Origin of the sequence: Actinomyces sp. 565, assembly GCF_010365615.1 — a bacterium.
In the GTDB taxonomy this organism is placed as follows: domain Bacteria; phylum Actinomycetota; class Actinomycetes; order Actinomycetales; family Actinomycetaceae; genus Actinomyces.
On record NZ_PIZD01000002.1, the window covers coordinates 44460 to 64344 of the forward strand.

The 19885-nt window shown below is 68.3% G+C and carries 9 protein-coding genes and 1 pseudogene; 6 read left to right on the forward strand and 4 right to left on the reverse strand.

Features of this window, described 5'->3' with window-relative positions; genetic code table 11:
- Window positions 1–48: 48 nt before the first annotated feature.
- Complete coding sequence (locus GZ997_RS00310) at window positions 49–2466, reverse strand: glycoside hydrolase family 3 C-terminal domain-containing protein (RefSeq protein WP_162678405.1); 2418 nt, start codon at window positions 2464–2466, stop codon at window positions 49–51.
- A 126-nt stretch (window positions 2467–2592) separates the two neighbouring features.
- Complete coding sequence (locus GZ997_RS00315) at window positions 2593–5517, reverse strand: glycoside hydrolase family 3 N-terminal domain-containing protein (RefSeq protein WP_343212227.1); 2925 nt, start codon at window positions 5515–5517, stop codon at window positions 2593–2595.
- Between the two features lie 234 nt (window positions 5518–5751).
- Between GZ997_RS00315 and GZ997_RS00320 the strand changes: the two genes are divergently transcribed.
- Window positions 5752–6537: a hypothetical protein gene (locus tag GZ997_RS00320; protein WP_162678406.1), complete on the forward strand. Its 786-nt coding sequence runs from the start codon at window positions 5752–5754 to the stop codon at window positions 6535–6537.
- Window positions 6538–6609: 72 nt separating this feature from the next.
- Here GZ997_RS00320 and GZ997_RS00325 read toward each other — a convergent pair whose 3' ends face one another.
- On the reverse strand, window positions 6610–9015 hold the full coding sequence (locus GZ997_RS00325; RefSeq protein ID WP_162678407.1) for a glycoside hydrolase family 3 N-terminal domain-containing protein: 2406 nt from the start codon (window positions 9013–9015) through the stop codon (window positions 6610–6612).
- A gap of 388 nt (window positions 9016–9403) precedes the next feature.
- Between GZ997_RS00325 and trpB (GZ997_RS00330) the strand changes: the two are divergent.
- Window positions 9404–10579 (forward strand): annotated as a pseudogene (trpB, locus tag GZ997_RS00330) (tryptophan synthase subunit beta); the annotation flags it as partial.
- Window positions 10580–10637: 58 nt separating this feature from the next.
- Here trpB (GZ997_RS00330) and GZ997_RS00335 read toward each other — a convergent pair.
- Entirely contained in the window at window positions 10638–13679 is a 3042-nt protein-coding gene (locus tag GZ997_RS00335; protein WP_203233827.1) for a glycoside hydrolase family 3 protein, read from the reverse strand.
- A 422-nt stretch (window positions 13680–14101) separates the two neighbouring features.
- Between GZ997_RS00335 and GZ997_RS00340 the strand changes: the two genes are divergently transcribed.
- From GZ997_RS00340 to trpB (GZ997_RS00355), 4 genes are read left to right on the forward strand one after another with little or no spacing between them, the layout of a single operon-like run.
- Window positions 14102–15787: an anthranilate synthase component 1 gene (locus tag GZ997_RS00340; protein ID WP_162678409.1), complete on the forward strand. Its 1686-nt coding sequence runs from the start codon at window positions 14102–14104 to the stop codon at window positions 15785–15787.
- Between the two features lies 1 nt (window position 15788).
- Window positions 15789–16424: a gamma-glutamyl-gamma-aminobutyrate hydrolase family protein gene (locus tag GZ997_RS00345; protein ID WP_161924293.1), complete on the forward strand. Its 636-nt coding sequence runs from the start codon at window positions 15789–15791 to the stop codon at window positions 16422–16424.
- A gap of 53 nt (window positions 16425–16477) precedes the next feature.
- On the forward strand, window positions 16478–17605 hold the full coding sequence (trpD, locus tag GZ997_RS00350; RefSeq protein WP_162678410.1) for an anthranilate phosphoribosyltransferase: 1128 nt from the start codon (window positions 16478–16480) through the stop codon (window positions 17603–17605).
- Window positions 17602–19884, forward strand: a complete 2283-nt coding sequence (gene trpB, locus GZ997_RS00355) for a tryptophan synthase subunit beta (protein ID WP_161924294.1) — start codon at window positions 17602–17604, stop codon at window positions 19882–19884. Before trpD ends, trpB (GZ997_RS00355) begins: the two co-directional genes overlap by 4 nt.
- The last annotated feature ends 1 nt before the right edge of the window (window position 19885 follow it).

Below are 19885 nucleotides of genomic sequence, written 5' to 3' on the forward strand. Positions count from 1 at the left end.
GGAGTCTACGCGGGCCTTTGCCCTGGCGCGTAAGCGATCAGCACCGATTCAGTGCGCCGCGTCGAGTCGTTTCTGGGTGGCCTTGTCCTGGCGCCGGTTACGGAAGAATCCGCCCACGATGGTGCGCAGCCCGCGCAGGCCGTGGCCATCCACGAAGTCGACGATGCCGTCGACCATTTCAGCAGACACCATGCCGCCGGTCATCTTGCCCATGGCACGCAACGGCATGTTGAGCATGAACAGGATATTCAGGTCGGGCTTGCCGGAGGCATCGGCCTTCTTCTTCTGGCGTTCCAGCACCTTGACGGCGACCTTGCCGATGCGGCTCCGCCCGTGCGCCAGGTCGGCAATCGGGCTGTTGGGAACGATCCGGCCGGACAGGTCCGAACGCGGCACCGCCCTTCCCAGCAGCGCAGCGAACTCACTGTCACCGACCTGCGTGACCCTGCCGTCAAGATAGTGCCCCAGAGCCGGGTCGGCGGGGGCAACCGGGTCGCCCTCCACCTCCCAGGTCTCCTCGAGCGGAAGGTCCTCGGCGTTGCGCCCCACCCGCACCGTCCAGGTGCCCGCGGGGCGGATCCAACGCCCTTCGGTCACCGAGTACCGGCGGAAGGTGTAGTCGTCGAAGGGGACGGTCACGGCCACCGACTTCCCCGCAGACACGGACACCTTGACGAAGCCCTTCAGCTCCCGGGTTGGCCCCCACACGCCCGCGGGCGCCGTGACGTACATCTGCACCACTTCGGCGCCGTCGGTGGCGGAGGTGTTGGTGACCGTCAGGTGTGCCCCAGCCTCGTCCAGGCTCAGCCCGGAGTACTCGAAGCTGGAGTACGACAGGCCGAAGCCAAAGGGGTGCGCCACCGGCGTGCTGGTGGTGGTGTAGTAGCGGTAGCCGACGTAGGGGCCGTCCTGGTACAGGGCGAGTTCCCCCGTAGCCGGGAACCAGGCGGAGGTGGGGTTGTCCTCGTAGCGCACCGGGTAGGTCTCCGCCAGGCGGCCGGAGGGGTTGACCGCGCCGGTGAGCACCCGCAGTGCAGCGCTGGCACCTGCCTGTCCAGACAGGCTGGTGTGAACCACGGCCCTGGTGTGCTCCTCCCAGGCGGTCTCCACTGCGGACCCGGCGGAGAGGACGGCAACCACATTGGGGTTGGCGCGGGCGACGGCCTCCAGCAGCCGGGTCTGCACCTGCGGCAGGCGCATGTGGGAGCGGTCCAGGCCCTCGGACTCGGACAGCTCATCCAGCCCGATGTAGGCCAGTACCACCTCCGCTCGCCCGGCCAGGGCGACCGCCTCGTCGAGCAGGGCCTGGTCGGGCTTGCCCTGGCGGTCATAGCCCTGGGCGTAGCCGACCAGCTGCAGACCGTTGCCGGCGATCTCCTCCAGAGTGCTCTCCAGCCGGGTCGGGTTGATCTGGGAGGAACCGGAGCCCTGATAGCGGGGCGTCTTTGCCATGTCGCCGATGACGGCGACGCGTGTGCCGAGGGCCAACGGCAGGACGTCGTCCTGGTTGCGCAGCAGCACAATCGACTCTTCGGCGACTCTCCGCGCCAGCGCGTGGTGGGCGTCGACGTCGAAACCGGGGCGATCCGCCTCGGGCGTGCGGGCCGAGGGCGCGGAAGCGGCCATCGTGATGACCTCGGCGGCGCGCGCGTAGACCGCCTCGCGGCTGATGCGCCCCTCCTTGACAGCGGTGACGACCTCGCGGGCGGAGTGCAGACCGGGTGCGGGCATCTCCAGGGAGGAGCCGGCCGCGGCGGCCGCCGCGGCGTCATTGGAGCCGCCCCAGTCGGAGACGACCATCCCCGTGAAGCCCCATTCCTGCCGCAGGATCTCGGTGAGCAGCTGCGGGTGCTCGTTGGCGTAGGTGCCGTTGACCCGGTTGTAGGAGCTCATCAGTGCGCGGGGATGCGCCTCGCGCACCACGATCTCGAAGGCGGTCAGGTAGATCTCCCGCATGGTGGCCTCGTCGACCACGGAGTCGGAGGCCATGCGCCGCAGCTCCTGGCCGTTGACGGCAAAGTGCTTCGGGGTAGCCGCCACGCCCTGAGACTGGATGCCGCGGACCAGGCCGGCGGCCATGCGCCCGGCGAGGATGGGGTCCTCGGAGTAGTACTCGAAGTTGCGTCCGCACAGCGGGGAACGCTTGATGTTCAGTCCCGGGCCCAGCAGCACGTCCACCCCAAGGGCGAGCGCCTCCCGCCCCAGCGCCTGCCCCATCTGCTCAGCCAGGACGGGGTCCCAGGAGTTGGCGACGGTAGCCGCCGTCGGGTAGCAGGTGGCTGGCTCGGAGGCGGCTATACCGAGGTGGTCGCCGCTGCCGAGCTGACGGCGCACCCCGTGCGGCCCGTCGGACAGGACGAAGGACGGGATACCGCGCTCGGGCAGGGGGCGCGAGTCCCATTCGGAGGAGCCCGATAGCAGGGCGGCGGCCTCCAGGAGCGTGAGGTCGGAGGCGGTGACGGTCACAGCGTGTTCCTTCCCTTGAGGGTTGGTCGGGATGCGGCGGGGTCCTGGTGTGTAAAGCGCAGGAGGGCGGCCGGTGGGCGGGGCAGAAGATCCGCCCCGCCCACCGGGGCGTCAAACGCCCAGTGCCTACTCCGTCTCGGAGCTCTCGACGACGGCGGAGGCCTCAGCCTGACGCTTGCGGTAGCGGCGGATGGCGATGATCTCCAGGGCGAGCAGGCACGCACCCAGGGCTGCCAGGACGCCCCAGGTCACGTACTCCCAGGAGGCGCGCTCCACCGCGGGCTGCCCGCTGTCGTAGATCCAGGAGTTGGCCACGGTGTACAGGATGTTGTGCGACGCCTCCCGCATGGCGATCACTCCGGTCGCGGAGGTGTTCTGCACCGAGTTGACGGTGATGTCAGTGGTGGCGAGCATCATGTCACCGCCGTTACGGGTGAGCTGGTCGGCATTCTGGTACCCGTAGCCGGCGAAGTAGTCCGTCAGCGTCATGCCGCGGAAGCCCCATTCGTCGCGCAGCACGGTCTGCTGCAGCTCGGGCAGTGCGCCGGCGTAGGTGGTGCCGATGTAGTTGAAGGCGGTCATGACCGCGCCGGCACCGCCGTCCTTGATGCCGATCTCGAAGGACTTCAGGTAGATCTCGCGAATCGCCTGCTCATTGGACCAGGTGGCCAGCATGTTGGTGCGGTTGGTCTCCTGGTCATTCATGGCGAAGTGCTTGATGAAGGCGTACACGCCCAGTTCCCTGGCACCCTGGATCTCCTGTGCCACCTGCGTGCCGGCCAGGACCGGGTCCTCGGAGAAGTACTCGAAGTTGCGTCCGGCGTACGCGTACCTGTGGGTGTTGGTGGCCGGGGCGTACCAGCCGGCCACGTCCATGTCGTGGGCCATGGTGCCGATCGCGGTGCCGAATTCGTGCGCCAGCTCCTGGTTCCAGGTGGCGGCGACGGACACGGCAGAAGGCAGGCCGATAGAGCCCACGCCGGTGAAGTTGTTGTTCAGCGAGGCGGGTCCGTCCACGTCCGAGACGCGCACCTTGCCCACGGAGTCCACCGCCACCGAGCCGTACCCGCCGTTGGCGATCAGGCTGTTCATCTCGGCAACCGACAGCTGGTCCAGCAACTGGTCCCACTTGGCGTCGTCGTAGTCCAGGCCGTACATGTCACCCAGGACCAGGCCGTTCTTGGCGCCGGTGGTGGGCATCTCGTCGGCATCGTCGTCAAAGGCGGCGGAGTCGTAGTTGGAGTTGGCGATGAAGGCCTGCTGGTGCTCCTCCGACATCTCCAGGCTAGCCGGGGCGGCCGTGGCCTCCTCGTAGTTGGCGAAGGAGTCCGCCCGGGATAGGTAGGTGACGTCGCCTGCGGCAGAGTCGAACTGGTTCGTCGCGACCGCAACGTCTCCGGCGTGGGTGTTGTCCTCGGAGTCGTAGGTGATGGTCGCGTCAACCGTGAGGGTCTGCTCGGCGATCACCGTGTGGGAGTCCGCGCGCACGGAGACCGTGTACTCACCCTCCTCCAGCACGTAGGCCTTGGCATCCTGGTAGTCGTAGGAGGCCATGTCATCCTCGGCGAAGGTAAGCGTGACGGTCTCGGATGCTCCGGGCTCAAGCAGGCCGGTCTTGCCGTAGGCAACCAGGTTCACGGCGGACTTCTCAATGCCGCCGTTGGTGTAGGGGGCGGTGTAGTAGACCTGCACAACGTCCTTGCCGGCCACGTCCCCGGTGTTGGTGACGGTCACGTCGAGGCTGATGGCGCCGTCGGCGTCGCGGGCGAGCTCACCCATGTCCTGGCTGAAGGTGGTGTAGGACAGGCCGTAGCCGAACGGGTAGGTGACGGCCTCTTCGTAGTCGATTACACCCTCGACGGCGGCGGTCTCGTACCAGCGGTAGCCGACGTAAATGCCCTCCACGTAGTTCACGAACCCAGGGTAGGTGGTGTCTTCAGTGAAGGGCGAGGACTGCCCATACTCCTCCATGTTGGTGTAGGTGAAGTCGCCGAAGTTGTTGGCGACCGGGGATGCCTTCAGGTCCGTGACGAAGGTGTCCGGGGTCTTGGCGGAGGGGTTGACCTCGCCGTCGAGGATGCGGCCCAGGGCGTTGAAGCCGACCTGGCCTCCGGGAATCGCCCAGATGATGGCGTCAATGTCCGGGTCGGCGGCCAGGTCAGACAGGTCGAAGGCGTTGGCACCGTTGTAGACGACTACCACCGTCTCGGAGTTGTCCTTAGCTAGCTGGATCAGGTCGCGCTCGGGAGCCGTGAGTTCCAGGTAGCCCTGGCCGTCGGCGAAGTCGGTCTGGGTAGCGGAGTTGTCCGTGTAGGAGAAGGCGCCGTTAGCAGCCACCTCCGCGTTGACGTCCAGCGGCAGATCGAATCCCTCACCACCGGACCGGGCAATGGTCACCACCGAGGTGTCAGAGAAGTCCTGGATGGAGCTGACAAGGGCGTCGGTGTAGTCATCGGAGGTGGGCTCGGGCAGCGTCCAGTCGGCTGCGAACATGCCGACCTCCGGCCGCTCGGCACGGTAGCCGGCGTAGAAGTCGCTCAGCTCCGTGTTGGTCTGGAAGCCAGCGTTGTGCAGGCCATCCAGCAGGGAGGTCGTGGGGTTGTCAGGGGACAGCGAGCCGGAGCCGGTACCGCCGTAGACGGGGTTGGTGGAGGCCCAGCCGAGAACGTTGATGGCGGCGCCGTCCTCGAGCGGGAGGGCTGCTCCCTCGTTCTTCAGCAGGACCATGCCCTCGTCAGAAATCGTGTTACCGAGTTCCTCCACGGTCGCCTTGGTCTGGTCGGTGAGCGTGCCGGATCCGGAGGACAGGTCCAGGATGGTCTTCAGGCCGCCATACATCATGCCGGTTACGGCAACCGCGACGGCGACCACCGCGGCAACCCAGGTAGTGGAGCGCACCAGCTTCCGGGTCGGCTTGCTGAGCCGACGCGCGGCGATGGTGATGATGAGCGCCACCAGCAGCGCCACGCCGATGGCAATGAGCTGCGGTCGCAGGCTCACCACCACGTTCCAGACGTCGTTCCAGTTGATTGACAACACTGTCGCAGACACCTCTCTGTGCTCCTTGCGCGGGGACGCAAGGGGGATGGGGATGCTCACTGGCGGGCGGGTCCCGAACCGCCCTCGCATCAGGCCTACGGGACCGGACCCCGCCGACAATTGGCATGCAGGCCTATTCTCGGTCGATGTCGGTTAGCGATAATGTCTTGACCGCTCGATCTGTCGGTTCGGACGCATAACCTGTCGGTTGCCGGTACACGATCATGCAGCCACCCGGGAGGCTTCATGGAGACCCCACACATACTCATCGTCATCGCCACCTACGCACTTGCTATTATCATGGCGGTGCTCACGATCCCCCTGCTGCGGGTCGGGGAGCGTGCGGACAGGGCCCGCATAACCGAGCCCGTCCCCGGCGCGGGTACAACCACCTACGAGTACCCCGTCCAGCGCCCCGATGCCCGGCTCCTGATCGGCCTGGTCATTATGTTCGGCTGTGGCGGCGTTCTCCTCGTCCTGCTAGCCCTGCCGGTAGTTGATGACCTGAAGGCCGCTGGGATCATCGCTGCGCTGGCTCTCCTGTGCGTCGGCTACTGCTGCTACAGCCTGGCGACGTATCGCAACGCCAGCCTCGTCGACGCCCCAACACTGATCGCCGGCACCGACTGGCGTGGCCGCGCCGTGCAGATCCCCCACCAGGAGATCGCCTCGTTCTCGGCCACCGGTCAGCGCTCATCCGTCGTGCGCGATCAGCACGGGCGGAACCTGAAGCTGAATATGAACTGGTTCTCCGCACCGAACCTCGCCCTGTACCTGCTGCGGTCCACCGCTGAGGGGCGCTTCCCCGGCAAGCGTCCGGGCGATCCGCGGGAAGTCGGCCGGGGCCTAAATCGCGTGCAGTCCGCCCTCAACTTCCAGTGCGCCCAGCCCTTGCGGCAGGTCCTGCTCCAGGGGCCGGCAGCCAATCCGACGGCGTTCCGCCGCAACCCCACCGCGCCGGAGGGCACCGGCTGGACCGGACCTGAGTATGACGCCTGGGTCGCCGCGGTCAACACCACTTTTTGGAGCTAACGCCGGGACTGCGGGCGGATGCGGCAGCCCACCGCCTGCACCCGCCCGCATAACCACCGGAGCCCTGTTTGCTCAGTCCTTGATAACCGAGCCGTCCAGGTGCAGGCCGAAGCCGTAGTCATAGGTGTTTCCGGCGGAGTCCGTGTAGGGCGTCAGGTCCTTCGGGACGTCCTCCTGGTTGGCCTCCACGGTGTCCATGCCTGCGGGGAACTGGATGGGCAGGCGCCCGTTGGACTCGTGCAGGCCGAGGGCGACCTGGATGAGGGCTTCGTCCGCGACGCCGAAGCCGACGACGATGGCGTCGGCGCGCGCCTCGAACTCCGCGGGAATCACCGGGTTCGTGGCCTTGAGCGCCACGACGACGGGAATGTCCCGGCCCGATGCGGCCACCGCGTCGGCGGCGCGGTTGAAGGCGTCCAGGTCGGCGCCGTTCGAGATCGCCGATTCGGCCCCGTAGTAGGAGCGGTTCTCCCGGCTGCCGTCGGCGAGTACGTCCCCAGAGACGGAGGTGCGGCGCACATTCTCGCCGTCGGCCGTGTACGTGCTGTACTGCAGCGAGAGCGGGTACCAGGTGCCCGCCTCCTCGTTCCAGCCTGCCTTGGAGAAGCTGGTGCCGTTAATCGGCGAGCGCATGCCCACCAGCACCAGGTCCACATCGGTCAGGTCGGGGGCGGTGTAGCCAGTCACGTGGCCGTCGGCATCGTATTCGACCTCATCGGTAACAACCTTGCCGAAGTACTTGCCCGCAACCTCCACGTCGAGGGAGGGCCCCTCGGTGTACTCGGCCTCGCTGAAGGCACTGTTGAATCCCGTGTCGTAGGTCTGCGGAATGTACACGGTCTTGTCGGAGAAGTCCGCCTCCGGATCCAGGTTGATGGCGCCGTCGTTCTTGAGGGTGACGATCGAGTTCAACTGCGCCTCCTGGCCGGCGGCGACCTTGTCCTGAGAACCCACCTGAGCCTGGGAGGTGGCCAGGTCCAGGAAGGGGTCGTCGAAGGCGCCAATGTTGAAGGACATGGTCAGGATACGGGCGGCGGACTGCTGCCAGCGGGTGCGGGCGTCCACGTCCAGTTCCCCGGCCTCGTAGGCCTCCTGCCACAAGTCGTAGGCGGCCAGTACCGGGGCGGCGTCGTTGTTGCCGCCGAACATGTCGGTTCCGTTCTTGATGATCTCGAAGTGGCGCTCCTCCACGCTCAGGTCCTCCGCGCCCCAGCCGGTGGCGATCACCGGGTTGTCAGGATCGGTGGTGGCGCGGGTGACGCCCCAGTCGGTGACGACGACGCCCTCGTAGGAATTGGCCTCACGCAGTTCGGAGAGCTTGCCGTCGTCGTAGGAGGAGCCCATCCGCTGGGAGTACTCGGGCTCGCCGTCGGCGTTCAGGGTGACCGAGTAGGACGTCATCGCAGCGGCTGAGTCCAGCGCCTGCTGGAACACCGACCGGTGCTCGGCCGAGTTGCCGCCCACCATGACCTCGTACTTGCCCGCGTTCGTGTGCGACTCGCGCCCGCCCTCGCCGGCGCCGTCGCCGGGCCAGTGCTTGATCATGGTGGCCACCGAGTCCGTGCCCCAGCCGGCGTCACCACCATCCTCTGCGTAGGTGCCCTGGAAACCCGCTACATAGTTGGCGGCCATGGCGCCGGCCATCTCGGAGTCCTCGCCGAAGGTGCCCGAGACGCGCAGCCACCGGGGCTCTGTGGCCAGGTCGATCTGCGGGGACAGGGCCGTGCCGATGCCTAGGCTCCGGTACTCCTGGGAGGCCATCTGCCCGAACTGGAGCACCGTTTCGGGATCGAAGGTGGCGGCTAGACCCAGCGACCCGGGCCAGCTGGAGATCTCCCCGACGTCTGTGAAGGCCCCGTCGCCCGAGGCGTCCGAACGCGGGTCGGAGGAGAAGTTGACGGGGATGTAGGGGGTGTCCGCGGAGGCCAGGGTCTCCACGTAGGCCTGCATCTGGTTGACCCACTGCACGTTGGCGGTCACGTCAGAGCCGCCCGCGTTCAGCACTGCCCGCAAGTAGGAGTCGGACAGGTACTCCTGCTGCTCGGGCGTCAGTCCGTCCTCGGGCGCACGTTCATGAGCGGAGAAGAGCATCAGACCAGCCATCTGCTCCTTGGACAGGCCGGTGGCGTAGTCGGCGGCCCGCTCGCTCCCCTCCAGTCGCCAGTCCTCGGCGGGGTCAAGCTCTCCATTGCCGTTGAGGTCCTTGAAGGCGTAAGTGAACTCGCCATCGACCTGCTCAACGATGGCCATGCCGCCTTCGGCCGAGTAGCTCAGCACCTGGCCGCCGTTCGGGTTGATGACCCGGGTGAAGAGGGTCTGTCCGTCATCCAGTTCTTGCGTGATGTAGGTGTTGCCGTTGTTCTCCAGGGTCGAGGACGCGGTCGCATCGGCGGTGGAACCGCCGGAGGTGCATCCCGTCAATACCAGAGCCACAGCCACGCCAACGGCGGCCAGGCTCCTTCCATAGGTGATCCTCATTGATCTCTCCTTGCAGGGTCTCGCAGGGTTCACCACCATCATATGAGACGCAGGCCACACCCGGGAGTGTCAAGCGTGATCTGTCGCTTGCTGCGCATAACCTGCGTCACCGCCGCTGAGTTCGTACCTGCGCCGCCGCAGTCCCGGTATGCGAGACGCCGAGGTGCGCTTTTGCTCGCCGCCGACAGCGCCTCTAGCCTCGCGAACGCGACCGCCGTCGGGCGGTGGAGACAGCAAGGAGGCACTCATGCGCACCCCCGCCGGACCAGACGCAGCCCTGCCCGGGGCAGCACCCACCGCCAACCGCGTGCCCACCGGGCCACTCGGCCCCGACGCACCCGGCTACACCCCTCCCCCGCCAGGTGCAGACACTCCGCGCGAGACGATCCTGCCCGCCTACTTCGGGCGCTTCGGCGGCCAGGAGGTGCCGGCGGAGCTGCTGCCCGCACTTGACGAGCTCGAGGCCGCCTTCGTAGAGGCGGTGGCCGACCCCGCCTTCGAGACGGAACTAGCAGGCCTGCGGGTCGACTACCTGGGTCGGGAGACGCCCATCTTCGAGTGCCGGCACCTACCGCTTTCCGGGAGCGCCCGCATTGTGCTCAAGCGGGAGGATCTCGCCCACGGTGGCGCGCACAAGGGCAACAACGCGCTCGGCCAGGCGCTACTAGCCAAGCGCATGGGCAAGCGCCGCCTGATCGCGGAGACCGGCGCCGGCCAGCACGGCACCGCCACCGCCATGGTGGCGGCGCTGATGGGCATGGAGTGCACCATCTACATGGGCGCGCACGATGTGGAGCGGCAGCGCCCCAATGTGGAGCGCATGGAGCTGATGGGGGCCACCGTGGTACCGGTAACCGCCGGGCAGGCGGGCCTGAAGGATGCGATCGACGCCGCCCTTTCCGAGTGGTGCACCCGGTTGGAGGACACCTTCTACCTGATGGGCTCAGCCACCGGGCCGCACCCCTTCCCCACTATCGTGCGGCACTTCCAGGAAGTGATATCCAGCGAGTCCCGCCGCCAGGTGCTTGCGCGCTACGGCACCCTGCCCGACGCGGTGATCGCCGCTGTTGGGGGCGGCTCCAACGCGATCGGAGCCTTCGCCGCCTACCTGGATGACCCGTCAGTGCGGCTGATCGGCGTGGAGCCGGCCGGGCGCGGCCTGGCCACCGGCGAGCACGGCGCCCCCATCAGTGCCGGGCGCACCGGAGTGCTGCACGGCATGCGCTCCTTCGTCATGCTCGACGACGACGGCACGGTCCTGCCCTCCCACTCGGTCTCCGCCGGGCTCGACTACCCGTCGGTGGGCCCGGAGCACGCCTACCTGGCTGACGCCGGACGCGCCGAGTACGTGGCCGTCACCGACGCCGAGGCGCTGGAGGCCTTCCGGCTGCTCAGCCGCCACGAGGGCATCATCCCGGCCATGGAGTCCGCGCACGCCGTCGCCCAGGCGCTGAAGATCGCCCGCGGCCACGCCGAGCGGACGGCGCCGGGCGAGCCCGACGCCGTCCCGCTGCTGCTGGTGAATCTGTCCGGTCGCGGTGACAAGGACATGGACGAGGTGCGCGAGCACTTGTCCTGACGGTGGCCCCCGCCTCCGGCCTGGACTCGTCTTCAGCGGCTCACTAGTCAGCCGCCCGGGACCTGGCCCGCTTTGAGCGCCACCGCAGCACGACGGCCGTCATCGCGCCGACGCAGACCAGGCAGGCCACTACGTCGATGAGGATCGCCCTGGTGGTCAGCCGGTCCAGTCCGCCGTCATCGGTCTCCACAGTGTAGTTGCCGGAGTTGGCCACCGTGTAGAGCACGTTCTTCGAGGCCTGCCGCAACGCCGTCACCATGGTCGGCGAGTCGGGATTCTCGATCTGGGAACGCGCCTGTGAACCCATCCCCAGCATGATGTCGTTGCCGTTTAGCACCGAGTCCATGGTGATCTGGTATCCATAGGAGCCGTACCAGTCGGTCAGCACCATGCCCTCAAATCCCCACTCGTCGCGCAGGACGCCGTTGAGCAGATCTGCATTGGCTCCTGCGTACCGGTTGCCGATGAAGTTGAAGGCGGACATCACCGCGTAGGGCCCCTCCGCCCGGTTCTTCACCACGATCTCGAAGGGCCTCAGGTAGATCTCCCGCACCGTCTGCTCGGTGGCGAAGGTCTGCAGGAAGGTGCAGCGGTTGATCTCCTGGTCGTTCATCGCGAAGTGCTTGATGTAGGGGTACACGCCCTTAGCCGCAGAGGCGTTCGAGGTGGCCGAGGCGATCCTCCCGGCCAGCACGCCGTCCTCGGAGTAGTACTCGAAGTTGCGGCCGCCGAAGGCTGTCCGGTGCATGTTCATGGCGGGGCCGTACCAGCCGTAGATGTGCGCATCGACGAACTCCTGGGCGATGCCTGCACCAACCTCAGAGGCGAGCTCGGTGTTCCAGGTCTGGGCAATGAGCACCTCGGCCGGGTAGGGGGTTCCCATGACGCCGATGACCCAGTCGTTCAGGCCGGCGGGTCCATCTGAGTCGAGGGTAGCCCGCTTGTCGATGGAGCCGATGGCCACCGTCTGGAATCCGCCGACGGCAACCAGCTCGGACATCTCCTCCACGGTGAGCTGATCCAGCAGCCGCTCCCACTGCTCGTCGTCATAGGCCAGGCCGGTCATGTCCCGTAGGGTCAGGTCGCCGCTGGCGCCGGTGGTCGGCATAACCGCGTCCGGGTCCTCGTGGTCGGCCGGGTTGTAATTGGCCACCGAGTAGGAGTCGATGAAGGCCTTCTCCTCCTCGGTCATGGTCAGGTTCTCGGCACTCGGCGCGGCCGTGGCCTCGTCGTAATTGGCGAAGCCGTCCGCGCGGGACAGGTAGGTGGCATCGCCCGCGGAGTAGTCCTCGAAGCGGTTGGTGGCCGTCTCACCGTCAGAGGCACGCCCATCGGTGGAGTAGTCAATGTCCGCCTCCACCGTGAAGGTCTCCGAGTCCAGCACGGTGTGCGAGTCAGAACGCGCTGAGATGACGTACTCGCCGGCCTCCAGCACGTACCCGCCCCCCTCGGCCTTAAAGCCGGAGGAGTCGTAGGAGGCCAGCTCCTCCTTGGGGATCACGAAGTCGACCGCCTGGGTGGCACCGGGTTCCAGCAGGTCGGTCTTGGCGAAGTCAACCAGGTTGACGGAGGCCTTTTCGATCCCGCCGTTGGTGTACGGCGGCGTGGAGTAGAGCTGAACGACATCCTTGCCGGCCACGTCGCCGCTGTTAGTGACGGTGACCGTCACCTGTACCTCGTCCCCGTCGGCGTTAAAGGCGGTGATCTCGTGGTTGAAGTCGGTGAATGACAGCCCGTAGCCGAAGGGGTAGCGCACGGCGGCGTCGTAGTCGAAGCCCTCCACGGCGTCGTCGTAAGCGGTCTCGTAGTAGCGGTAGCCGACGTAGATGCCCTCGTTGTAGCTCACGCGGCCGAGCACGCCCTGGAAGCCGGGGTCGGCTGCCGTGTACTGCTCCACCAGGTCATCGACGCCCGTGTAGGTGAAGTTGCCGAAGTTGTTGTAGGCGGGCGTGGAGGTCAGGTCGTTGATGAACATGTCCACGGTGCGACCGGAGGGGTTGACCTGGCCGGACAGGATCCGCCCCAGCGCCCCCATGGCGTTCTGCCCGGTACCAGGCGCGAGCAGCACGGACTTGATGGAGGGGTAGTCGTCCAGCCAGTCCAGCTCCATGGTGTTATTGGAGTTGATCAGGACGATCACTTGGGGGAAGTTGTCGTTGACGATCTGCAGCATGTCCTTCTCGGTGCGCGAGAGCTGAAGGTAGTGCTCGCCGGACTCAAAGTCGTCGTAGTCGCCGTTATTGGTGTACTCGGAGTCAAAGTAGCGGTAGCGCTCGTTACCTCCCGCCACGGTGTTTGACATCTCGGCATAGTCGCCGTCGATGACCGCCTTCATGTCGGTGGGCAGATCCTGCCCCTCGCCGCCGGAACGGGCCAGGACAACCACGGCAGTGTCCGAGAACTCCTTGGCCTCGCTGAGCACCTCGTCGGTATAGGCGTCTGCGGTGGGCTCAGGCAGGCTCCAGTCAGTGAAGCCGATCGTGCCGGTGGTGCCCAGGGACTCACGAGTGTCCCGGTAGGCGGTGTACATCTCGGTCAACGTGTCGTTGGTGGTGTAGCCAGCATCATGCAGGGAGTCCAGGACGCCGGTGGCGCTTGACATGTCGGCCGCTCCGGAGCCGGTGCCGCCGTAGATCGGGATGGTAGAGGCCCAGCCGAATACGTTGAGGCTGGTCGTCTCGGCGGGTAGTGGCAGCAGGTTGTCATCGTTCTCGGCCAGCACGAAGCCCTCGTCACCGACGCGTCCAATGACCTCCTCAGAGGCGTCACGCGAGGCCTGCGAGACACTGCCCTGACCGTTCACGAGGATGGATACGGTCGAGTGGAGCGGACCAAATACCACCAGGTTGCCGATGAGGACCACGGACAGGACCGTGGCCAGTCCAGCTCCCCAGCGCCACAGGTGCCGGTCGCCCCGCCTGGCGAACCAGTGGGCGCCAATCGCCACGGCGACGGCCACAACAATGATCGCGACGAGGGCGTAGATGTAGCCCGCACAGTTGTGCACGTATGTTTCGACGTCGGCAGACGAGACTCCCATGCCGCCAAGGATCGGCGTCAGGAAGTCGATGATGAGTTCGAGCACGTTGCTCTCCTATGAGCCGTTAGGAACAGGTGGGCGGGGTCGTTTGGGCGGCGCGAGCACGGCGCCGCCCGGGCCATCATTGGCATGCACTACTTTATGACACCCGTCACTCGCAGGGGCGGGCTGCGCACAATCTGCTCACCGGGCCGCATATCCTGTCCCGTGATCCCCCATGATCATGGGGCTCGCCCGTGCCGCCACCGCCCCGGCCCGTCTCACCACGCGTCACCGATTTGGCGGGCTCAGCACGACGCTCTACTGTTCACCTATGACCGCGTTCCGCACCAGCCAGTGGTGGTGGCTCCCCAGTGGGCGAGCCACTCGCGCCGCATAGTAGGCGCCGGATTACAAGAGCTCGCCACCAGGCGGGCTCTTCGCATACGGGGCGGATCCCACCGGTGGCACCTACAGGAAGGTACCCCATGACACTTCCCCCACCCGCCGTGCTGACGCGGTCGGTGCGCTACCAGCACGATGGCGGCACCCTGCTGGAGCACCTGGCGCGCCGGAGTCTGATCTCCACCACAGTGGACGTCTCCGAGAACCCACGCCCCCTCGACGCCGTCCTGCTGGAATCGGTCGATATTGCCACCAAGGTCTCCCGCACCACGATCGCCGTCCTGGAGGCATCCGCCCGCCTGACCTGCCAGGGCCACACCGTCGTCGCCGAGGCACTCCCCCAGGCAAGCGCCGACGGCACCGCCGCCCTGGACCGGCTGCGCGCCGCCCTCCCCGCGTATGTCACCGCCGACACCGGCGCTGCCCTCACCCTGGCCTTCCCTGCCGCCCCCGACGCGGTGGAGGAACGTGAACGGCTCAAGGCCACCTCTACCATCGAGCCGCTGCGCGTGCTGGCGGCGACCGCTGTGGACCACCCGCACCTGCCGCTGGAGGCGGGTGTATTCGCCTTCGACTATCTGGCCACCTTCGAGGCGCTGCCCGAGGTGGCGATGGGCGCGAACACCTGCCCCGACTACCTCTTCTACGACGCCCGCATCATCCTGGTGATCGACCACCCCACCCGCACCGCGACACTGGTTGGTGCCTCGGTGGACGCCGCCGACCTGGCCGCCCGCCTGGATGCGCTGGCCGCCGCGGCAGACGCCTTCGCGGATCAGGTGCCCGCCGCCGACGCCGCGGACCCCACGCCCGCGGGGCGGGCCGCCGCTGCCGAGCAGCGTCCGCCCTTGCACGCCGTACCCACCCAGTCCGACTCCGACTACGCCGCCGCGGTGGAGACCATGAAGGAGTCCATCGCCGCCGGGGATGTCTACCAGGTGGTGCCGGCCCGCGGCTTCACCCTGCCCTGCCCGGATGCGCTGGCCGCCTACCATGCGCTGCGGCAGTCCAACCCGAGCCCGTACATGTTCTACGTCGGCGCCCCGGACTTCGAGCTGCTGGGGGCCTCCCCGGAGTCTGCTCTGCTGCACTCGGCCAAGACCGAGCAGGTCGCCATTCGGCCGATCGCCGGCACCCGCCCGCGGGGCCTGGCTCCCGACGGCGCCGTCAACCACGAGCTGGATACGCGCCTGGAGCTGGAGCTGCGCACTGACGCCAAGGAGGTAGCCGAGCACGTGATGCTGGTGGACCTGGCCCGCAACGACGTCGCCCGGGTGTCTGTCCCCGGCACCCGCAGAGTCGAGGACCTCCTGCGCGTGGACCGCTACAGCCGGGTCATGCACCTGGTCTCGGAGGTGTCCGGGCAGCTGGCCCCGGACCTGGACGCACTGGACGCCTTCCGCGCCTCCATGACCATGGGCACACTCACCGGCGCCCCCAAGCTGCGGGCGGCCGAGCTGATCCGGGACGCCGAGGGGGTACGGCGGGGCAGCTACGGCGGCTCGGTCGGCTACTTCCGGGGCGACGGCGAGCTGGACACCTGCATCGTCATCCGCTCCGCCTTCGTACGCGAGGGCACCGCGCTGGTGCAGGCCGGGGCGGGCGTGGTAGCGGACTCGGTTCCCGCCGCCGAGGCGGCCGAGACCGTGCACAAGGCCAGCGCGGTGCTGGCGGCAGTCGCCGCCTCCCAGGGAGCCGAGCTCGTCATCGACACCGGCGCGGACGACGCTCCGGTCCCCGCGGCCACAGCACCGGAAGCGAGGCACTGATATGCACGTGGTCCTGCTCGACAACCGCGACTCCTTCGTCTACAACCTGGTGGACCAGTTCGCCTCCTTGGGGGCGAGCATTGAGGTCTACCGCAACACCGCGCCGACGCCCACGGTGCTGGAGGCGCTCGCGCCCGCCGACGGCGAGTCGCCGCGTCCGGTGCTCTGCCTGTCCCCCGGCCCGGGCCACCCGCGCACCTCGGGCAACCTGATGGAGCTGATCGGCTCCGCCCTGGACCGCGGTATCCCCACGCTCGGAATCTGCCTCGGGTTCCAAGCGATTGTTGAGGCCTGCGGCGGTGACATCGGGCGAGTCGGCCCCGTGCACGGGCGCAGCGTGCGCGTGGAGGTGACCGAGGCGGGACGCACCGACCCGGCCTTCCGGGCCCTGCCCGACGGCCGTCTGGACGTTGCCCGCTACCACTCATTGGGAACCCGCGCACTGCCGCCGGCGCTGGAACCGCTGGCGGTGACCGGTGCCGGCGACCCGGTCGGCCCCGGCGTAGTAATGGCGGCCCGGCACCGCGCCCGGCCCATCGTCGGGCTGCAGTTCCATCCCGAGTCCGTGCTGACGCCGCAGGGTCCTGGAATACTGCACGCGCTCACGACCGACCTCGCCCGGGCGGCCACTGCCTGAACCCACCACATCCTCGTACTGCGCACATCAACCCCGTCTTCAAGGAGCAGCTCATGAACCCCGCACCCACCGAGAACAACGCGATGAATACCGCCGTGAATGAAGCCGTGAGTAATGCCGACGCCGCAGACTCCGCGCCCGCCATCGCTCATGCCGAGGACGCCCACCGCTTGCTACGTGAGGTAATTCAGGGCAAGCGCCTGACCCAGGACGAGACCGGAATCGTCTTCGCGGCGCTCGGTGCCGGCGACCTTTCCGAGGCCGAGACCGCCGCCCTGCTGGCTGCGCTGCACGCCCGTGGTGAGACCGCCGATGAGGTGGCCGGCGCCGCGAGCGCCTTCCGGGACGCCGCACGTGCCTTCCCCGAGGTCACTTTCCCGCTGGTTGACGTAGTCGGCACCGGTGGCGACGGCGTGGGCACCATCAACATCTCCACCGGCGCCGGCATCGTGGCGGCATCCATGGGGATCTCCGTGGCCAAGCACGGCAACCGGGCGGTGTCCTCCAAGACCGGGGCCGCCGACGTCGTAGCCGCCCTGGGCCTGCCCCTGGACGTCACCCCGGAGCAGGCGGTGGAGATCCTGGCCCGTGACCACTTCACCTTCCTGTTCGCCCAGGCCTACCACCCGGCCATGCGGCACGTCGCCCCGATCCGCAAGGCCCTGGCCACGCCCACGATCTTCAACGTGCTGGGCCCCCTGCTCAACCCCGCCCACCTGACCTACCAGCTGATGGGTGTTGCGAACCCTGACATCCTCGACATGATCGCCCAGACCATGGTCAAGCTGGGTCGAAAGCGGGCCCTGATCGTGCACGGGGCCGGCACCGATGAGATCGCTGTGCACGGCATCACCCAGGTGCGGGAGGCCACCCCGCGCGGGGTGAAGGCCTACGAGGTCACGCCCGAGGAGCTGGGAGTGCGCACCTACGCCCTGGAGGATGTGCTGGGCGGCGAGCCGACGGAGAACGCGGCCCTCCTGCGGGAGGTGTTCGCCGGCCGGGGCGAGCCGGCCCACCGCGACGCGATCGCCGTCAACGCCGGGGCGCTGCTGTACCTCGCCGGACCCGCCGACAACCTGGCCGATGGCACGCGCATGGCTCTGGAGCAGCTGGCCAGTGGCCGAGTTGCCGAGCACCTGGACTCCATGACCAAGGCCGCCGCGGAGGATGAGGCCCGATGAGCGGCGTCTCCACCCCCGGTGGTGCCCGGCCGGAGCGCCGTCCGGTGGATGAGCGTCTGATCGCCACCGGCACCGTCCTGGATACGATCGTGGCCGCCCGGCGTGAGCGCCTGCCCGAGCTGCGCGCCCGCTTCGGGCACCTGCGCGCCGAGCAGCTGGAGCCCTCCCGGCGCTCCTTCGCAGATGCGCTGCGCACCCGCACCGGCGGGCACGCGAGCCCGCGGCCCGCGCTGGTCATGGAGTGCAAGTCCGCCTCACCCTCGCGCGGCACCATCCGCTCCAGCTATGACCCGGCCGCGCTGGCCCGCGCCTACGCGCCGTGGGCGGCGGCGGTGTCCGTGCTGACCGAGCCGGACCGGTTCAACGGCTCCTTCGAGGACCTGGCCGCCGTGCGCGCGGTGGTGGATGTGCCGGTTCTGTGCAAGGACTTCATCGTCGATCCGGTCCAGGTGCTGGCCGCCCGCAGCCTGGGGGCGGACGCGATCCTGCTGATGCTCTCGGTGGTGCCCGACGACGTCTACGCCGAGCTGGCACAGCTCGCGCACTCGCTGGGCATGGAGGTGCTCACGGAGGTGTCCACCCCGGAGGAGATGCACCGGGCCGCCACCCTGGGTGCGCGGGTGATCGGTATCAACAACCGCGACCTGCGCACGCTGGCCACCGACATCTCCCGCACCGAGCAGATGGCGCCGCTGGCGCCGTCGGGCGTGGTGCTGGTGGGCGAGTCCGGGGTGGAGACCGCCGACGACGTGCGGCGCCTTGCCGGGCAGGTAGATGCCCTGCTGATCGGCTCGACCCTGTCCGCAGCCCCCGACCCGGGCGTGGTGGCCGAGGTGCTGGCCACCGCCGTGCCCATGCCTGCGAGGGGTGCTGCGCGCCCCGCTGCCGCCGACGCCGCCGAGCCCAGTGTCGGCGCAACAGACGCGGTCCCGGCGCGCCGGGAGCACGCCGACCACACGCACCCGCGGTTGAGTGCCTACTTCGGCCCCTATGGCGGCCAGTACGTGCCCGAGCTGCTGATCCCCGCCCTGGACCAGCTCGAGGACGCCTTCATCGACGCCCAGTCGGACCCGTCCTTCGCCGCCGAACTGGACGAGCTCATGCGCCGCTACCTGGGGCGCCCCACCCCGGTCACGGAGCTGCGCAACCTGCCCCGGGAGGGCAACGCCCGTATCTTCCTCAAGCGGGAGGACCTGGTGCACGGCGGCGCCCACAAGGGCAACCAGGTGCTGGGGCAGGCACTGCTGGCCAAGCGCATGGGCAAGACCCGCATCATCGCCGAGACGGGCGCCGGCCAGCACGGCACCGCCACCGCCATGGTGTGCGCACTGCTCGGCCTGGACTGCACCATCTACATGGGTGCCACCGACGTGGTGCGGCAGGCCGCCAATGTGGAGCGCATGGAGCTGATGGGGGCGCGGGTGGTGCCCGTGGCCAGTGGCGCCGGCACCCTGAAGGACGCCGTCAACGAGGCCCTGCGCGACTGGACCGCCTCCTTCGCCACCACCCACTACCTGCTGGGCACGGCCGCCGGGGCACATCCCTTCCCCACGATCGTGCACGAGTACCACCGCTGCATCTCCCTTGAGGCACGCGCCCAGATCCTGGCCCTGACCGGGCGGCTGCCCGATCAGGTGATCGCCTGCGTGGGCGGCGGCTCGAACGCGATCGGCATGTTCTCCGAGTTCATCGACGACGTCGGCGTCGGCCTGGTCGGGGTGGAGCCCGCCGGCGAGGGGCTGGACACGCCCCGCAACGGCGCCCCCATCAACAATGGCACCACCGGCATTCTCCACGGCGCCCGCAGCTACCTGATGCGCACGCCAGAGGGCCAGGTGGAGGAGTCCTTCTCCGTGTCGGCGGGGCTGGACTACCCCGGCGTCGGTCCCGAGCACGCCTGGCTGGCCGACTCCGGGCGCGCCCGGTACGTGGCGGTCACCGACGACGAGGCGGTGGAGGCTTTCCGCCTGCTGAGCCGCTGGGAGGGCATCGTCCCGGCCCTGGAGTCCGCCCACGCGCTCGCCCAGGCGCTGAAGATCGCCCGCGAGACGCCCGCCGACGCTCCCACGCCGCACCTGCTGGTGTGCCTGTCCGGCCGCGGGGACAAGGACCTGGAGCAGGTGCGCATGCGCCTGGGCGGCACCTTCTCCGAGGACTCCGCCGTGGCCCGGGCCGCCGCCATGGTCGAGGAAATGGGCAAGCGCACCGAGTACCTGTCGCTGGCGCGCGCCGGGGCGGCCGCCTCGTCCGTGCCGGGCCACGCGCAAGAGGAGGCCTGAG